Below are 16,440 nucleotides of genomic sequence, written 5' to 3'. Positions count from 1 at the left end.
ATAATGCCCAGCGATTTTTTCCGCTTTTTACTGCCAGCGCGGATGGCTCTGTGTGTAACCGCAGCCCCGTGCCAAATTCATTCTTTGCCCTGGATGTCCAAAAGCCTTGATTCGTCTGCTGAAATTTTTCGGTTGGTCCATCGTCGCCGTTTTCTGCGGACTGCTCTTAGGTCTCAGCGGCGCCTTTCTTTACCTTAGTCCGGGTTTGCCGTCTGTGGAGGCGCTGAGAAGCATTCAGTTGCAGATTCCTCTGCGCGTATACAGCAGCGACAACAAGTTGATCGCAGAATTTGGCGAAATGCGCCGTACACCGATTCGTTTCGCCGACATTCCGCCCAACTTCATCAATGCGTTACTAAGTGCTGAAGACGACAATTTTGCCAACCACTATGGCGTCGACCCGAGCAGCCTGATGCGCGCGGCGACGCAACTGGTCAAGAGCGGGCATATTCAGTCCGGCGGCAGCACCATCACCATGCAGGTGGCGAAGAACTTCTTCCTCACCAGCGAGCGCAGCTTCTCGCGCAAAACCACCGAAATTCTTCTGGCCCTGCAGATCGAGCGACAGCTGACCAAGGACGAGATTCTTGAGCTGTACGTCAACAAGATCTACCTGGGCAACCGCGCCTACGGCATCGAGGCGGCGGCGCAGGTGTATTACGGCAAATCGATCCGTGACATCAGCCTGGCGCAGATGGCGATGATCGCCGGTCTGCCAAAAGCACCGTCGCGTTTCAACCCGCTGGCCAACCCGGCGCGCAGCAAAGAACGCCGCGACTGGATCCTCGGGCGCATGTATAAGCTGGGCAAGATCAGCGAAGCCGACTACACCGCGGCGATCAACGAGCCGCTGAACGCCAGCTACCACGTGCCGACCCCGGAAGTGAACGCACCGTACATCGCCGAAATGGCCCGTGCCGAAATGGTCGGCCGTTATGGCAGCGACGCCTACACCGAAGGCTTCCGTGTCACCACCACGGTGCCAAGCAATCTGCAGGAAATGGCCAACACCGCGCTGCACGAAGGCTTGATGACCTACGACCAGCGCCACGGCTACCGTGGCCCCGAGTCGCGCCTGCCGGGCAAGACCCGCGAAGCCTGGGCCAGCGAGCTGACCAAGCAGCGCACCATCAGCAGCCTCGAACCTGCGATCGTCACCCAGGTCGATAAAACCGGCCTGCAGGTGTTGACCCGCACCGGTGAAGAGCACGTAGCCTGGGACACGATGAAATGGGCGCGACCGTTCCTCAACACCAACAGCATGGGCGCCAACCCGCGCCAGCCGTCGGATGTGGCGCAGGTCGGTGATTTGATCCGCGTGCAGCGCCAGACGGACAATTCGCTGAAATTCAGCCAGATACCACAGGCTCAGGGCGCACTGGTGTCGCTGGATCCGCAAAACGGTGCGATCCGTTCGCTGGTGGGTGGCTTCGCTTTCGAGCAGAGCAACTACAACCGCGCCATGCAGGCCAAGCGTCAGCCGGGTTCGAGCTTCAAGCCATTCGTTTACAGCGCCGCGCTGGATAACGGCTACACCGCTGCCAGCCTGGTCAACGATGCGCCGATCGTGTTCGTCGACGAGTACCTGGACAAGGTCTGGCGCCCGAAGAACGACACCAACACCTTCCTCGGCCCGATCCGCCTGCGTGAAGCGCTGTACAAGTCGCGCAACCTGGTGTCGATCCGCCTGTTGCAGGCCATGGGCGTGGGCAAGACCATCGACTACATCACCCGCTTCGGCTTCAACAAGCAGGACCTGCCGCCGAACCTGTCGCTGGCACTCGGCACCGCAACGCTGACGCCGATGGAAATCGCCACTGGCTGGAGCACCTTTGCCAACGGTGGCTACAAGATCACCCCGTACATCATCGACAAGATCGAAAGCCGTAACGGTGACACTTTGTTCGTCGCCAACCCGCCGACCGTGCCACAGGGTGGCGCGGCGACCGACGGTATCGCTGCGCCGGCTACCGAGTCGTTCACGGTCAATGCCGCTCCGGTTGCCGGTGAAGCGTCGGCCAATCCGGCAGTGCCGCAAGCGCCGGCCGTGGCCGAACGGATTGTCGATGGACGTACCACCTACATCCTCAACAGCATGCTGCAGGACGTAATCAAACTCGGCACCGGCCGGCGCGCACTGGCCATGGGCCGCAGTGACATCGCGGGCAAGACTGGTACCACCAACGAATCGAAAGATGCCTGGTTCTCTGGCTACAACGCTGATTACGTAACCACGGTGTGGACTGGTTTCGACCAACCGGAAAGCCTCGGTCGCCGTGAATTCGGCGGTACTGTGGCGCTGCCGATCTGGATGAATTACATGTCGGCCGCGCTGAAAGACAAGCCGCCGCATGTACAGCCTGAGCCAGAAGGCTTGCTCAGCCTGCGGGTAGACCCGGTCAGCGGCCGTGCAGCAACACCGAGCACACCGGGTGCGTACTTCGAACTGTTCAAGGCCGAAGACACGCCGCCATCGGTGAACGAGCTGGGCAACGGCGCAGTGCCAGGCAGCCCGCTGCCGGCGGATGAACAGGCGCCGATCGATTTGTTCTGATCCTGATGCCGCAAAAAGGCCCCGCCTTCGTGAGAAGTGCGGGGCTTTTTTATTACCCGAAGATCAAAAGCCCCTCACCCTAACCCTCTCCCAGAGGGGAGAGGGGACTTACCGAGTTGTCTGGGGTCAAACACCGACACTGAAAGTGTGGTGTCTATTATGGATTCAAAACCATACATTCAGGTCGGCGTAGCTCCCAAGCGTCCCCCAATCAGTCCCCTCTCCCTCTGGGAGAGGGTTAGGGTGAGGGGCTCTTGATCTTCAGGCATAAAAAAGCCCCGACTCTCACGAGCCGGGGCTTTTGTTTGACACGCTACAACGACTTAGCCGTTGAACACGTCATCCACGCTTTTCAGCGGGTAGTTCTTCGGATACGGCAGGGTGGCCACGCCGGTCTCGATCGCAGCCTTGGCCACGGCGTCGGAGATCAGGGTGATCAGGCGCTTGTCCATTGGTTTCGGAATGATGTACTCACGACCGAATTCCAGCGGAGCACCGCCGTAGGCATCGCACACGTCCTGTGGAACAGGCAGTTTGGCCAGTTCGCGCAGGGCGTTGGCGGCGGCGACTTTCATTTCTTCGTTGATGCGCTTGGCGCGAACGTCCAGGGCACCACGGAAGATGAACGGGAAGCCCAGTACGTTGTTGACCTGATTCGGGTAGTCCGAACGGCCGGTTGCCATGATCACATCGCTACGGGTGGCGTGCGCCAGTTCCGGGGAGATTTCCGGATCCGGGTTGGAGCAGGCGAACACGATCGGGTTGGCCGCCATCGACAGCAGGCCTTCGGCGCTCAGCAGGTTCGGACCGGAAAGACCGACGAATACGTCAGCGCCTGCCAGTGCGTCTGCCAGGGTGCGCTTCTCGGTAGCGTGGGCGAACACTGCTTTGTACTGGTTCAGGTCGTCACGGCCAGAGTGGATCACGCCGGTACGGTCAACCATGAAGATGTTTTCGATGCGAGCGCCCATGCTCACCAGCAATTTCATGCAGGAGATGGCGGCAGCGCCGGCGCCGAGGCAGACGATTTTCGCTTCCGGCAGGGTTTTGCCAGCGATTTCCAGGGCGTTGATCATGCCCGCAGCGGTCACGATCGCGGTGCCGTGCTGGTCATCATGGAACACCGGAATGTCGCACTGCTCGATCAGAGCGCGTTCGATCTCAAAGCACTCTGGCGCCTTGATGTCTTCCAGGTTGATGCCACCGAAGGTGATGGAGATGCGCTTGACGGTGTCGATGAAGGCTTGCGGGCTTTCCGAGTCGACTTCGATGTCGAATACGTCGATGCCGGCGAAGCGCTTGAACAGCACGCCTTTGCCTTCCATCACAGGCTTGGACGCCAATGGGCCGAGGTTGCCCAGGCCGAGAATCGCGGTGCCATCGGAAATGACTGCCACCAGGTTGCCCTTGCCGGTGTATTTGTAGGCCAGTTCAGGATCGCGAGCGATCTCGCGTACTGGTTCAGCTACGCCGGGGCTGTAGGCCAGCGACAGGTCGCGGGCGGTAGCAGTGGCCTTGGTGAGCTCGACACTCAGCTTCCCCGGACGAGGATTGGCGTGGTATTCGAGAGCGGCAGTTTTCAGATCAGACATTTTGGCATTCCGCTTTTTTACTGTTGGACAGACTGGTCAGCGAGGATACGCGCCTCGCAAAGTCCCCACAAGACTGGGCAGTCACCGCTGTCAAGCGCCCTGCCCTACGACTTTGGGCCAAGAGCCACGGCGCACAAGGGCTGGACTGTTCACAATCAGCTGTAAAAATGTCTACAATTTTTCTTCAACGCGGTACGTGCAGCATCGAAGGATCGGTCAACGGCAACAACCAGCGCGCCTGACCTTTTTGCAATCCACCGCGCCGGGTTCGGTCAACCACCCAGCCACGCGCCTCGATCTGCCTGCCTTTCAGTGCTTCCAGACCAGCACTGTCAAATCGTCCGAGCAGATTGGGTGCAACCCGCAATACAACCCTGTCCTGCAACTCGATCCAGATTCCGCCGCGATTGCGCTGCACCTTGCTCACCCGACCGCTGACTACGGCAAAGCCTGAACGCTGGATCTCCTGCGCTTTCTGCACCGGCGATTGCCGCCAGAGACCAAGCCCGGCCTGTCGCGCGCTGCGTTCGGCGGCCTGCTGGCAGGGGACCAGGTCGACATTCGGCGCGACCGCAACGTGAAAACCCAGGCCATCGGCAAGCATTTGCGCTTCGAGATTCACTCCGCTGGCGCTGTAAACATGCGCGAGCGTACGCCCGTAATGGTCTTTCGCCTGCTTGCCGGGCCGCAAGCCGACCCGGCCGCCGCTCTCATCCACCAGCGCTTGCAGGCGTTTACGCGCCGCCACGGCGAACGGTTCGTCGCTGCGGCCCTGCTTGCCCAGCTCCGGCGTATTGAGGCCGATCATGCGCACATTGCGCCCGTCGCTCAGGCGCAGGTTGTCGCCATCGACCACCCGCTGCACGCTGACGCTGACGCTGGTCAGCCCTGCGGGTGTCGGGCAGAACGCCTGGGCGGCGGACAGCCAAATCGCAGACACAAAAAAGGCGCCCGCAAGGGACGCCTTTTTCATCAGTCTGGAGAAGTCGAAACGACCATCCAAAATGATCAGCCTCAGGCTTTTTTGCCGACGCCGAAAGTAGCGAAACGGTCTGCGAACTTCTGCACACGGCCGCCGGTGTCCAGAGTCTTCTGCTTACCGGTGTAGAACGGGTGGCATTCGTTGCAAACGTCGATCGCCAGGGCTTTGCCGTAGGTCGAACGAGTTTCGAACTTGTTACCGCAGCTGCAGGTAACAGCAATTTCCGGGTAGTTCGGATGGATATCGGCTTTCATGGTGTCTTCCTCAGGCTAGCGTGCCGCCACCCAACACTATTGTTGAATACCGCACGTAATTAGGCCGCGGATTCTACCAGACCTTTTCAATCGCGCAAGCTGTCACCGAGACCGACCGTCTGCTAGGCTCCCGGCCTTGAACGCACTTCCCTGTGGGAGCGAGTCTGCTCGCGAAGGCGCCATGGCAGTCGACACATGTGTTGCCTGACCCACCGCCTTAGCGAGCAGGCTCGCTCCCACAGGTCATGCATATCCGATCATTTTGCGTATCGAGATCCCCCCGCGTGCCCGACGCCATTTTGCGCCTTGCCCTGCCTTCGCCTCTGCGCCGCCTGTTCGATTACCGGGCGCCGGCCGGGGTGCGGCGTGAGCAATTGCAGCCGGGCATGCGCTTGCGGGTGCCGTTCGGTCGGCGCGAGATGATCGGGATTCTGGTCGAGGTCACCGACACCAGCGAGGTGCCGGCAGAAAAACTCAAACCGGCACTGGCCCTCCTCGACTCGACTTCACCGCTGCCGCCGGCGCTGTTCAAGCTGTGCCTGTGGACGGCGCAGTATTATCAGCACAGCCTCGGCGACACCTTGAACTGGGCCTTGCCAGTGCTGCTGCGTCAGGGCGAGCTGGCCGAAGCCCGCCAGGAACGCTTCTGGTCGGTGGCCCCCGGCGCCAGCGTCGATGACCCGCGAGTGGCCCGTGCGCCACGCCAGCGCGAGGCGCTGACCACGCTGGCCCAGCACCCCCACGGCGTCGCCCATCAGTTGCTGAGCAAACTGATGCTGAGCAAGGACAGCCTCGATCTGCTGCTGGCCAAGGGACTGGTGCAAGTCGAAATCCGCCGCCACGCCCCCGGCGTCCGCCATGAACACTGGCTGGCACAACCGGAGCTGCCGCTCAACAGCGAACAACGCGCGGCGTATGAAGCGATTCGCGCCGGTTTCGACAGTTATCACGCGTTTCTCCTGGCCGGCGTCACCGGCAGCGGCAAGACCGAAGTCTATCTGCAACTGATCCGCGAAACCCTCGAAGCCGGCAAGCAAGCCTTGGTGCTGATTCCGGAGATCAACCTCGGCCCGCAAACCCTGGCGCGTTTCGAACAGCGCTTCAATGCGCGTATCGCCCTGCTGCATTCGGCAGTGAATGATCGCGAACGCCTCGACGCGTGGCTCGCCGCCCGTGATGGCGAGGCCGACATTATTATCGGCACCCGTTCGGCGCTGTTCACGCCGATGAAAAATCCCGGGCTGATCATCATCGATGAAGAGCACGACGGTTCCTATAAACAGCAGGAAGGTCTGCGCTACCACGCTCGCGATCTGGCGCTGGTGCGCGCGCGGCAGGAAAACATCCCGATCGTGCTCGGCTCCGCCACGCCGTCGCTGGAAAGTCTGCACAACGCTTACACCGGCCGCTACGGCCTGTTGCGTCTGAACGAGCGCGCCGGCGGCGCCAAGCAACCGCGCTTCCTGCGGCTGGACGTGAAAAGCCGTCCGCTCGACAGCGGTATTTCCGGGCCGATGCAGCAAGCCATCGGCCAGACCCTCGCCAACGGCCAGCAGGTGCTGGTGTTCCTCAACCGTCGCGGCTTTGCCCCGACCCTGCTCTGCCACGATTGCGGCTGGATGTCCGAGTGCTCGCGCTGCGATGCGCGCATGACCGTGCATCAACGTTACGGCGAGTTGCGCTGCCACCACTGCGGCAACGTCGAGCGCACGCCGCGCCAGTGCCCGAAGTGCAGCAAGGTCGATCTGCGCCCCGTCGGCGCCGGCACCGAACGCGCCGAAGAACGCCTGGCGATTCTGTTCCCGGATTACCCGGTACTGCGCGTCGATCGCGACAGCACCTCGCGCAAGGACGCGATGAATCAGCTGTTTGCGACGATTCAAAAGGGTCAGCCGTGCATTCTGGTGGGCACGCAGATGTTGGCCAAAGGGCACCATTTCCCAAGGGTGACGCTGGTATCGATTCTGGATGCCGACGGTGGCCTGTTTTCCGGCGACTTCCGCGCCAGCGAGCGCATGGCGCAGTTGATCGTCCAGGTCGCCGGGCGCGCCGGCCGGGCTGAGGAGCCGGGCAGGGTGATCATCCAGACGCATTTGGCCGACCATCCTTTATTGGTGCAACTGACCGAGCAGGGTTATTTCGCCTTCGCCGAACAAGCCTTGAGCGAGCGCCGCGCGGCCGGGTTGCCGCCGTTTGCCCATCTGGCGCTGCTGCGCGCCGAAGCGCACAAGCCGGGGCAGGCGGAAGGCTTTCTCGATGAAGCGTGCAGCGCGGCCGAACGCTTGCTGGCCGAATTGAATCTGAGCGGCATCGAGTTGCTCGGGCCGGTGCCGGCGCCGATGGAGCGCCGAGCCGGGCGTTATCGCGCCCAGCTGTTGTTACAGGCGACCGCGCGGGCACCGTTGCACCGGTTGCTGGCGAGCTGGATGCTGGTGCTGGAGCAGATGCCGAGTGGGCGGGCAGTGCGCTGGTCGCTGGATGTTGATCCGGTGGATCTGTATTGAGCTGAAGATCGCTTTCGCGAGCAGGCTCGCTCCCACAGTGGATCAGCGCCGTACATACCTTGTGTGTCCTGCGCAAAAACCTTGTGGGAGCGAGCCTGCTCGCGAAAGCGGACTTTTTGTCACCACATATCCACATCCTGCCTGCTAAGGTTGGCAAGCCCGTCTTCGCAACGGATAATGCCCAGTTTTTCCACCCGCGCATCGATGCGCCCGCCGCGCTTGCGGTCGAAAGAGAAGACCATGAAAGACACCATTCGCCAGCTGATCCAGCAAGCCCTCACCCAACTCGTCAACGAAGGTGTGTTGCCTGAAGGCCTGACGCCGGCGATCCAGGTGGAGAACGCCCGCGACAAGACCCACGGCGACTTCGCCAGCAACATCGCCATGATGCTGGCCAAGCCGGCCGGCATGAAGCCACGGGATCTGGCGGAGAAAATCATCGCCGCCCTGCCCTCTGACGAGAACGTCACCAAGGCCGAAATCGCCGGCCCGGGCTTCATCAATTTCTTCCAGAACACCCAGGCACTGGCCTCGCGCCTCGACGCCGCACTGGCCGACGCCCATGTCGGCGTGCGCAAGGCCGGCCCGGCGCAACGCACCGTGGTCGACCTGTCGGCGCCGAACCTGGCCAAGGAGATGCACGTCGGCCACTTGCGCTCGACCATCATCGGCGACGGCGTGGCCCGCGTGCTTGAGTTCCTCGGCGACGAAGTGATCCGCCAGAACCACGTCGGCGACTGGGGCACCCAGTTCGGCATGTTGATGGCGTACCTGCAGGAAAACCCGATCACCAGCGACGAATTGTCCGATCTGGAAAACTTCTACCGTGCGGCCAAGCAGCGTTTCGACGAGTCCGAAGAATTCGCCGATCGCGCGCGTGGCCTGGTGGTCAAGTTGCAGGCTGGCGATGCCGAATGCCTGGCACTGTGGACCAAGTTCAAGGACATCTCGCTGTCGCACTGCCAGAAGATCTACGAACTGCTCAACGTCAAACTGACCATGGCCGACGTGATGGGCGAAAGCGCCTACAACGACGACCTGATCAACGTGGTCAACGACCTGAAAGCAGCGGGCATGCTGGTCGAGAGCAACGGCGCCCAGTGCGTGTTCCTCGACGAGTTCAAGAACGCCGATGGCGACCCGCTGCCGGTGATCATCGTCAAGGCCGATGGCGGTTACCTGTACGCCACCACTGACCTGGCGGCCGTGCGCTACCGCAGCGGCAAGCTCAAGGCTGATCGCGCGTTGTATTTCGTCGACCAGCGCCAGGCCCTGCACTTCCAGCAGGTCTTCGCGGTGGCGCGCAAGGCCGGTTTCGTCACCCATCCGATGGAAATGGAGCACATGGGTTTCGGTACCATGAACGGCGCCGATGGCCGTCCATTCAAGACCCGTGATGGCGGCACCGTGAAGCTGATCGACCTGCTGACCGAAGCCCAGGAACGTGCCTACAACTTGGTGAAAGAGAAGAACCCGACCCTGGCCGAAGACGAGTTGCGCAACATCGCCAAGGTCGTCGGCATCGGCGCGGTGAAATACGCCGACCTGTCCAAGCATCGCACCAGCGACTACAGCTTCAACTTCGACCTGATGCTCAATTTCGAAGGCAACACCGCGCCGTATCTGCTGTACGCCTACACCCGCGTGGCCGGTGTGTTCCGCAAACTGGGCAAGGACTTCAGCGAAGTCGACGGCCAGATCGTCCTCGAAGCGGCGCACGAGCAGGAGCTGGCGGCGAAGCTGGCGCAGTTCGGCGAAGTGCTGAACAACGTGGCTGAAAAAGGCACGCCGCACATTCTCTGCACTTACCTGTACGACGTCGCCGGCCTGTTCTCCAGCTTTTACGAGAACTGCCCGATCCTCGCCGCCGACACCCCGGCACAGATGCAGAGCCGTCTGCGTCTGGCCGCACTGACCGGTCGCACCCTCAAGCAAGGCCTGGAGCTGTTGGGTCTGGAAACTCTGGAGCGTATGTAAGTTGGCTGCCAAGAAAAAACCTGCACCCAAACGCGGCGCCAGCCGCTATCAGGCCCCGGCGAAACAACCGATTCCGGGCTGGCTGTGGATGGCCATCGGCCTGACCGTCGGCGCGTTCATCGTGTTTCTGATGAAACTGGAACCGGGCAAGGGCAGCGACACGGTCAAGCGCGAGAAGGTCGAACAGCAGCAGAAAGCGTCGAAGATCGCCGAGGCCAACAAGACCCCGCCGAGCCCGACGCAACCGGTGAAACCGAAGTACGACTTCTACACCCTGCTGCCGGAATCGGAAGTGATCGTGCCGCCGGACGCGGTGCCGGAGAAGACCCTGCCGACGCCGCAAGTGCCGGCCGTCCCGACCACGCCGGTAACCCCGGCCGAAGCGGCGAAGATCGACACCGCACGGGCACAGGCAGCTCTGGCGGGGATCACGCCGCCGCCAGCGCCACCGGTGAGCAAGGCCGCGCCAGTGACCAAGTTCTTCCTCCAGGCCGGTTCGTTCCGCAAGGAAACCGATGCTGACAAGGTACGTGCGCAGATCATTCTGCTCGGCCAAGCCGTCGCGGTGGAGTCCGGCACGGTCAAGGATGAAACCTGGTATCGCGTGCTGGTCGGTCCGTTCAGCAACCGTGAACAACTGACCACGGCGCAGAAACAACTGGCTGGCGCCGGCTTCAGCAACCTGTTGTTACAACAACGCCAGAGCCGCTAAGGCTCTCAGAGGTCAGCTCCAACTTGCAGGTGACCTTCAAACTTTGTGGCGAGGGGATTTATACCCGTTTGGCTGCGGAGCAGCCCTGAAACCAGCCATTGCGGTGCAGCAGGCATACCGCAAATGATGGTTTCGCGACTGCTCCGCAGCCGAACGGGGATAAATCCCCTCGCCACAGTCATCACACACACCATTCGTCTCCCATCGTCCCTGCCGGTTGAAATCCCCTCCAGCACCCCCATATGAATGGGCATAAGGCATTTTCGCCCCGCTGCGTGGAGACTCTTCCCTTGACCACCATCGTTTCAGTCCGCCGCCACGGCAAAGTCGTCATGGGCGGCGACGGCCAGGTTTCTCTCGGCAACACCGTGATGAAAGGCAACGCCAAAAAGGTCCGTCGCCTGTACCACGGCCAGGTCATCGCCGGTTTTGCCGGTGCCACCGCCGACGCCTTTACCCTGTTCGAACGTTTCGAAGGCCAGCTCGAAAAACATCAGGGCCACCTGATCCGCGCCGCCGTCGAACTCGCCAAAGAATGGCGCACCGACCGCTCCCTGAGCCGCCTCGAAGCGATGCTCGCGGTCGCCAACAAGGACGCCTCGCTGATCATCACCGGCAACGGTGACGTGGTCGAACCCGAAGATGGCCTGATCGCCATGGGTTCCGGCGGCGCCTACGCGCAAGCCGCCGCCAGCGCCCTGCTGAAAAAGACCGACTTGTCAGCGCGCGAGATCGTCGAAACCGCTCTCGGCATCGCTGGCGACATCTGCGTATTCACCAACCACACCCAGACCATTGAGGAGCAGGATCTCGCTGAGTAAGCCTGTTGCGGCCCGTGTGCCACGGCTTGTTTCTGCTTGAGGACCGTCAATTATTATGTCCATGACTCCCCGCGAAATCGTCCACGAACTCAACCGCCATATCATCGGCCAGGACGATGCCAAGCGCGCCGTCGCGATTGCCCTGCGCAACCGCTGGCGCCGCATGCAGCTGCCTGAAGAGCTGCGCGTTGAGGTGACCCCGAAGAACATCCTGATGATCGGCCCGACCGGTGTCGGTAAAACCGAGATCGCCCGTCGTCTGGCGAAACTGGCCAATGCGCCGTTCATCAAGGTCGAAGCGACCAAATTCACCGAAGTCGGTTATGTCGGCCGTGACGTCGAGTCGATCATCCGTGATCTGGCCGATGCCGCGATCAAGATGCTCCGCGAACAGGAAATGACCCGCGTACGCCACCGCGCCGAAGACGCTGCCGAGGACCGCATCCTCGACGCGTTGCTGCCGCCGGCACGCATGGGCTTCAGCAATGAAGAGGCGCAGAGTTCCGATTCCAACACGCGTCAGCTGTTCCGCAAGCGTCTGCGCGAAGGCCAGTTGGACGACAAGGAAATCGAGATCGAAGTCGCCGAAGTCTCCGGCATCGAGATCGCCACGCCGCCAGGCATGGAAGAGATGACCAACCAGCTGCAATCGCTGTTTGCCAACATGGGCAAGGGCAAGAAGAAGTCGCGCAAGCTCAAGGTCAAGGAAGCGCTGAAACTGGTGCGCGATGAAGAAGCCGGGCGTCTGGTCAACGAAGAAGAACTGAAGGCCAAGGCGCTGGAAGCGGTCGAGCAGCACGGTATCGTCTTCATCGACGAGATCGACAAGGTCGCCAAGCGCGGCAATGTCGGCGGCGCCGATGTCTCCCGCGAAGGCGTACAGCGCGACCTGCTGCCGCTGATCGAAGGCTGCACCGTCAACACCAAGCTGGGCATGGTCAAGACTGACCACATCCTGTTCATCGCCTCCGGCGCGTTCCACTTGAGCAAGCCAAGCGATCTGGTGCCGGAGCTGCAAGGTCGTCTGCCGATCCGCGTCGAGCTCAAGGCCCTGAGCCCGGAAGACTTCGAACGCATCCTCAGCGAACCGCACGCCTCGCTCACCGAGCAATACTGCGCGCTGCTGAAAACCGAAGGCCTGAACATCCAGTTCCAGCCCGAGGGCATCAAGCGTCTGGCGGAGATCGCCTGGCAGGTCAACGAGAAGACCGAGAACATCGGTGCCCGTCGCCTGCACACCCTGCTTGAGCGTCTGCTCGAAGAGGTGTCGTTCAGCGCCGGCGACCTGGCCAGCGCCCACGATGACAAGGCGATTCTGATCGACGCCGACTACGTCAACAGCCACCTCGGCGAATTGGCGCAGAACGAAGATCTGTCCCGTTATATCCTGTAAGCCATACTTACAGCGGTAGCGGACCCTGTGGGAGCGAGCCTGCTCGCGAAGAGGTCGTGTCAGTCGGTATCAATGCCGTCTGAACCGCCGCTTTCGCGAGCAGGCTCGCTCCCACATTTGAATCAGGGTCGCCCACACATCGGACGCCAGCCCATGAATCGAATCCCCACCGACATCAAACTGCACAAAGCCTCGAAAACCCTGACGCTCACTTACGCGTCCGGCGAGGAATTCACCCTGCCCGCGGAGTTTCTGCGCGTGCACTCCCCCTCCGCCGAGGTCCAGGGCCACGGCAAACCGATCCTGCAATTCGGCAAGCTCAACGTGGGTCTGAGCAAGCTGGAGCCGGCCGGCAACTACGCACTGAAACTGACCTTCGACGACGGTCATGACAGCGGCCTGTTCACTTGGGAATACCTCTACGAACTCGGCAAACGCCAGAACGAACTCTGGGACGATTATCTTGCCGAGCTGCGCGCGGCCGGAAAATCCCGCGATCCGAACGAGTCGTTCGTCAAGCTGATGCTCTAGGCCGTGGCTCTCGCTCTTTAGAGGGCATTTTCTAACTTCATCTGTTTGAATGCTCCGCGCATATGGCCCCGGATCGGCCGCTTGCGAAAAAAATTAAACTCGGGTAACCAATGGAGCTGGCAAGTTCCCTGCAGTGCTCTACGACTGTAAAGCAGCTATGCAGAATCAACGGTCACCCGAGCAGTAGTACCCGGCATTGGCTGTGGAAGCGACAGCGTGAAACCGGGTACTCGTCTCAGGACAATGGAGCGTCGTAGATGAGTGACAAGAATAACGATGACCTGAAGTACCAAGCCTCGGAAAACACTCTGGGGCTTAACCCCGTCGTCGGGCTGCGCGGAAAGGATCTGCTGGCCTCTGCTCGAATGGTGCTGAAACAGGCCATCAGACAACCGATTCACAGCGTCAGGCACGTGACCCATTTCGGCCTCGAGCTGAAGAACGTGCTGCTGGGTAAGTCCGCGCTGCAACCGGCCGGTGACGACCGCCGCTTTGCCGACCCGGCGTGGAGCCAGAACCCGCTATACAAACGTTATCTGCAAACCTACCTGGCCTGGCGCAAGGAACTGCATGCCTGGATCGATGACAGCAGCCTGTCCCCCAAGGACATCGCTCGCGGGCATTTCGTCATCAACCTGATGACCGAAGCCATGGCGCCGACCAACACGGCGGCCAACCCGGCGGCGGTCAAACGCTTCTTCGAAACCGGCGGCAAAAGCCTGCTCGATGGCCTCTCGCATCTGGCCAAGGATCTGGTGCACAACGGCGGCATGCCGAGCCAGGTCAACATGGGCGCGTTCGAGGTCGGCAAGAGCCTGGGCGTCACCGAAGGTGCTGTGGTGTTCCGCAATGATGTGCTGGAGCTGATCCAGTACCGGCCGATCACCGAGCAGGTCCACGAACGCCCACTGCTGGTAGTGCCGCCGCAGATCAACAAGTTCTACGTCTTCGACTTGAGCCCGGACAAGAGTCTGGCGCGCTTCTGCCTGCGCAACAACGTGCCGACCTTCATCATCAGTTGGCGCAACCCGACCAAGGCCCAGCGCGAGTGGGGTCTGTCGACGTATATCGAAGCGCTGAAGGAAGCGGTCGACGTAGTCACCGCGATCACCGGCAGCAAAGATGTGAACATGCTCGGCGCCTGCTCCGGCGGCATCACCTGCACCGCCCTGCTCGGCCACTACGCCGCGCTCGGCGAGAACAAGGTCAACGCCCTCACCCTGCTGGTCAGCGTGCTCGACACCACCCTGGACAGCGACGTCGCCCTGTTCGTCGATGAGCAGACTCTGGAGACCGCCAAGCGCCACTCCTACCAGGCCGGCGTGCTCGAAGGCAAAGACATGGCCAAGGTCTTCGCCTGGATGCGCCCCAACGATCTGATCTGGAACTATTGGGTCAACAACTACCTGCTCGGCAACGAGCCGCCGGTGTTCGACATTCTGTTCTGGAACAACGACACCACCCGCCTGCCCGCTGCGTTCCACGGCGACCTGATCGAGATGTTCAAAAACAATCCACTGATCCGCCCCAATGCACTGGAAGTGTGCGGCACGCCGATCGACCTCAAGCAGGTCACCGCCGACATCTTCTCGCTGGCCGGCACCAACGATCACATCACGCCATGGAAGTCCTGCTACAAGTCGGCGCAGCTGTTCGGCGGAAAAGTAGAATTCGTGCTGTCGAGCAGCGGCCATATCCAAAGCATCCTCAACCCGCCGGGCAATCCGAAATCGCGTTACATGACCAGCGAAGAGATGGCGGCGACTGCCGATGACTGGCAGGAAAACTCGACCAAGCACACCGATTCCTGGTGGCTGTATTGGCAGGCATGGCTGGCCGAGCGCTCGGGCAACCTGAAAAAGGCCCCGACGAAACTGGGCAACAAAGCGTACCCGGCAGGCGAGGCTTCGCCGGGCACTTATGTTCACGAACGGTAACTGACACCACCCATTGTGGGAGAGGGCCTTGTGGCGAGGGGATTTATCCCCGTTGGGTTGCGAAGCGACCCCGAATCCTGAAACCGTGATTTGTCAAACGCACCGCGGCTACTCGATTCACGACTGCTTCGCAGCCGAACGGGGATAAATCCCCTCACCACAAGGTCCGCTCCTACAGGAATACGGGTGGACTTGAAATCTACAGGGCCTCACGCATGCCGCAACCGTTCATATTCCGCACCGTCGATCTGGATGGCCAGACCCTCCGCACGGCGGTGCGTCCCGGCAAGCCTCATTTGACGCCTCTGCTGATTTTCAACGGCATCGGCGCCAACCTGGAGCTGGTGTTCCCGTTTGTCGCTGCGCTCGACCCGGATCTGGAAGTGATCGCCTTCGACGTGCCCGGGGTCGGCGGCTCCTCGACGCCCAACCGGCCGTATCGCTTTCCCGGCCTGGCCAAACTGACGGCGCGGATGCTCGACTATCTCGACTACGGTCAGGTCAATGTGATCGGCGTGTCGTGGGGCGGAGCTCTGGCGCAGCAGTTTGCCTACGACTATCCCGAGCGCTGCAAGAAACTGGTACTGGCGGCCACTGCGGCCGGTGCGGTGATGGTGCCGGGCAAACCGAAAGTGCTATGGATGATGGCCAGCCCGCGCCGCTACATTCAGCCATCCCATGTGATCCGCATCGCGCCGATGATCTACGGCGGCTCGTTCCGTCGCGACCCGACGCTGGCTGCCAGCCATGCGGCGAAAGTGCGCTCGGCGGGCAAGCTCGGTTACTACTGGCAACTGTTCGCCGGCCTCGGCTGGACCAGCATCCACTGGCTGCACAAGATCCATCAGCCGACGCTGGTGCTGGCCGGCGATGACGATCCGCTGATTCCGCTGATCAACATGCGCATGCTCGCCTGGCGCATTCCCAACGCCCAGTTGCACATCATCGATGACGGCCATCTGTTCCTGATCACTCGCGCCGAAGCGGTGGCGCCGATCATCATGAAGTTTCTCGAAGAGGAGCGTCTGCGCGCAGTCATGCACCCGCATCCGACCCCGCTCGGCGGCTGATCGCGGCGGCCTGCTTTATGCAGCACTTTTCAAATCAAGCGCGCGGCAGGACGCCGCGCAGGCAGCAACCGGTAACAGCGTCTATGGTGTTCTGGTTCGGTGAGTGTGTTTTT

The 16,440-nt window shown here is 61.4% G+C and carries 13 protein-coding genes; 9 read left to right on the top strand and 4 right to left on the bottom strand.

Annotated features, from left to right (window positions below; all coding sequences use genetic code 11):
- The first annotated feature begins 109 nt into the window (after positions 1-109).
- Positions 110-2,554 (top strand): penicillin-binding protein 1A, encoded by a 2,445-nt coding sequence (locus AB4O45_RS15295; RefSeq protein WP_375709703.1) that lies wholly within the window; start codon positions 110-112, stop codon positions 2,552-2,554.
- 323 nt (positions 2,555-2,877) lie between these two features.
- On the opposite strand, the gene AB4O45_RS15290 is transcribed toward AB4O45_RS15295, so the two are convergent.
- The 3 genes from AB4O45_RS15290 to rpmE form a co-directional block, all read right to left on the bottom strand.
- Positions 2,878-4,146 carry a malic enzyme-like NAD(P)-binding protein gene (locus AB4O45_RS15290; RefSeq protein WP_016772053.1) on the bottom strand — a complete coding sequence of 423 codons (1,269 nt, stop codon included), beginning with the start codon at positions 4,144-4,146 and terminating at the stop codon, positions 2,878-2,880.
- Between the two features lie 184 nt (positions 4,147-4,330).
- Positions 4,331-5,119, bottom strand: coding sequence for a thermonuclease family protein (locus AB4O45_RS15285; RefSeq protein ID WP_460161508.1), 789 nt, complete (start codon positions 5,117-5,119; stop codon positions 4,331-4,333).
- A gap of 41 nt (positions 5,120-5,160) precedes the next feature.
- Positions 5,161-5,382, bottom strand: a complete 222-nt coding sequence (gene rpmE, locus AB4O45_RS15280; RefSeq protein WP_041477565.1) for a 50S ribosomal protein L31 — start codon at positions 5,380-5,382, stop codon at positions 5,161-5,163.
- Between the two features lie 284 nt (positions 5,383-5,666).
- On the opposite strand from rpmE, the gene AB4O45_RS15275 reads away from it, so the two are divergent.
- Positions 5,667-7,886: a primosomal protein N' gene (locus AB4O45_RS15275; protein WP_041477564.1), complete on the top strand. Its 2,220-nt coding sequence runs from the start codon at positions 5,667-5,669 to the stop codon at positions 7,884-7,886.
- Between the two features lie 119 nt (positions 7,887-8,005).
- Here AB4O45_RS15275 and AB4O45_RS15270 read toward each other — a convergent pair whose 3' ends face one another.
- Positions 8,006-8,128 (bottom strand): hypothetical protein, encoded by a 123-nt coding sequence (locus tag AB4O45_RS15270; protein ID WP_016772057.1) that lies wholly within the window; start codon positions 8,126-8,128, stop codon positions 8,006-8,008.
- On the opposite strand from AB4O45_RS15270, the gene argS reads away from it, so the two are divergent.
- The 7 genes from argS to phaZ all read left to right on the top strand — a co-directional run bounded on the left by argS (position 8,127) and on the right by phaZ (position 16,327).
- On the top strand, positions 8,127-9,863 hold the full coding sequence (gene argS / locus AB4O45_RS15265) for an arginine--tRNA ligase (protein WP_095181033.1): 1,737 nt from the start codon (positions 8,127-8,129) through the stop codon (positions 9,861-9,863). The two genes, AB4O45_RS15270 and argS, sit on opposite strands and share 2 nt — an antisense overlap.
- Before the next feature lies 1 nt (position 9,864).
- Positions 9,865-10,575 (top strand): SPOR domain-containing protein, encoded by a 711-nt coding sequence (locus tag AB4O45_RS15260; protein WP_041477562.1) that lies wholly within the window; start codon positions 9,865-9,867, stop codon positions 10,573-10,575.
- 290 nt (positions 10,576-10,865) lie between these two features.
- Positions 10,866-11,396 (top strand): ATP-dependent protease subunit HslV, encoded by a 531-nt coding sequence (gene hslV / locus AB4O45_RS15255; RefSeq protein ID WP_007968352.1) that lies wholly within the window; start codon positions 10,866-10,868, stop codon positions 11,394-11,396.
- A gap of 55 nt (positions 11,397-11,451) precedes the next feature.
- Entirely contained in the window at positions 11,452-12,789 is a 1,338-nt protein-coding gene (gene hslU, locus AB4O45_RS15250) for an ATP-dependent protease ATPase subunit HslU (RefSeq protein ID WP_041477561.1), read from the top strand.
- 153 nt (positions 12,790-12,942) lie between these two features.
- On the top strand, positions 12,943-13,320 hold the full coding sequence (locus AB4O45_RS15245; protein ID WP_133337328.1) for a gamma-butyrobetaine hydroxylase family protein: 378 nt from the start codon (positions 12,943-12,945) through the stop codon (positions 13,318-13,320).
- Positions 13,321-13,577: 257 nt separating this feature from the next.
- The gene (gene phaC, locus AB4O45_RS15240) at positions 13,578-15,257 is read left to right on the top strand and encodes a class II poly(R)-hydroxyalkanoic acid synthase (protein WP_041477559.1); all 1,680 of its coding nucleotides are present in this window, start codon (positions 13,578-13,580) and stop codon (positions 15,255-15,257) included.
- 215 nt (positions 15,258-15,472) lie between these two features.
- Positions 15,473-16,327, top strand: a complete 855-nt coding sequence (phaZ, locus tag AB4O45_RS15235; RefSeq protein ID WP_016772063.1) for a poly(3-hydroxyalkanoate) depolymerase — start codon at positions 15,473-15,475, stop codon at positions 16,325-16,327.
- The last annotated feature ends 113 nt before the right edge of the window (positions 16,328-16,440 follow it).

The organism is Pseudomonas sp. S2_B10, assembly GCF_054668425.1.
Note: the sequence above shows the minus strand (reverse complement) of the source record. Positions and strands in the feature narration are given on the sequence as shown.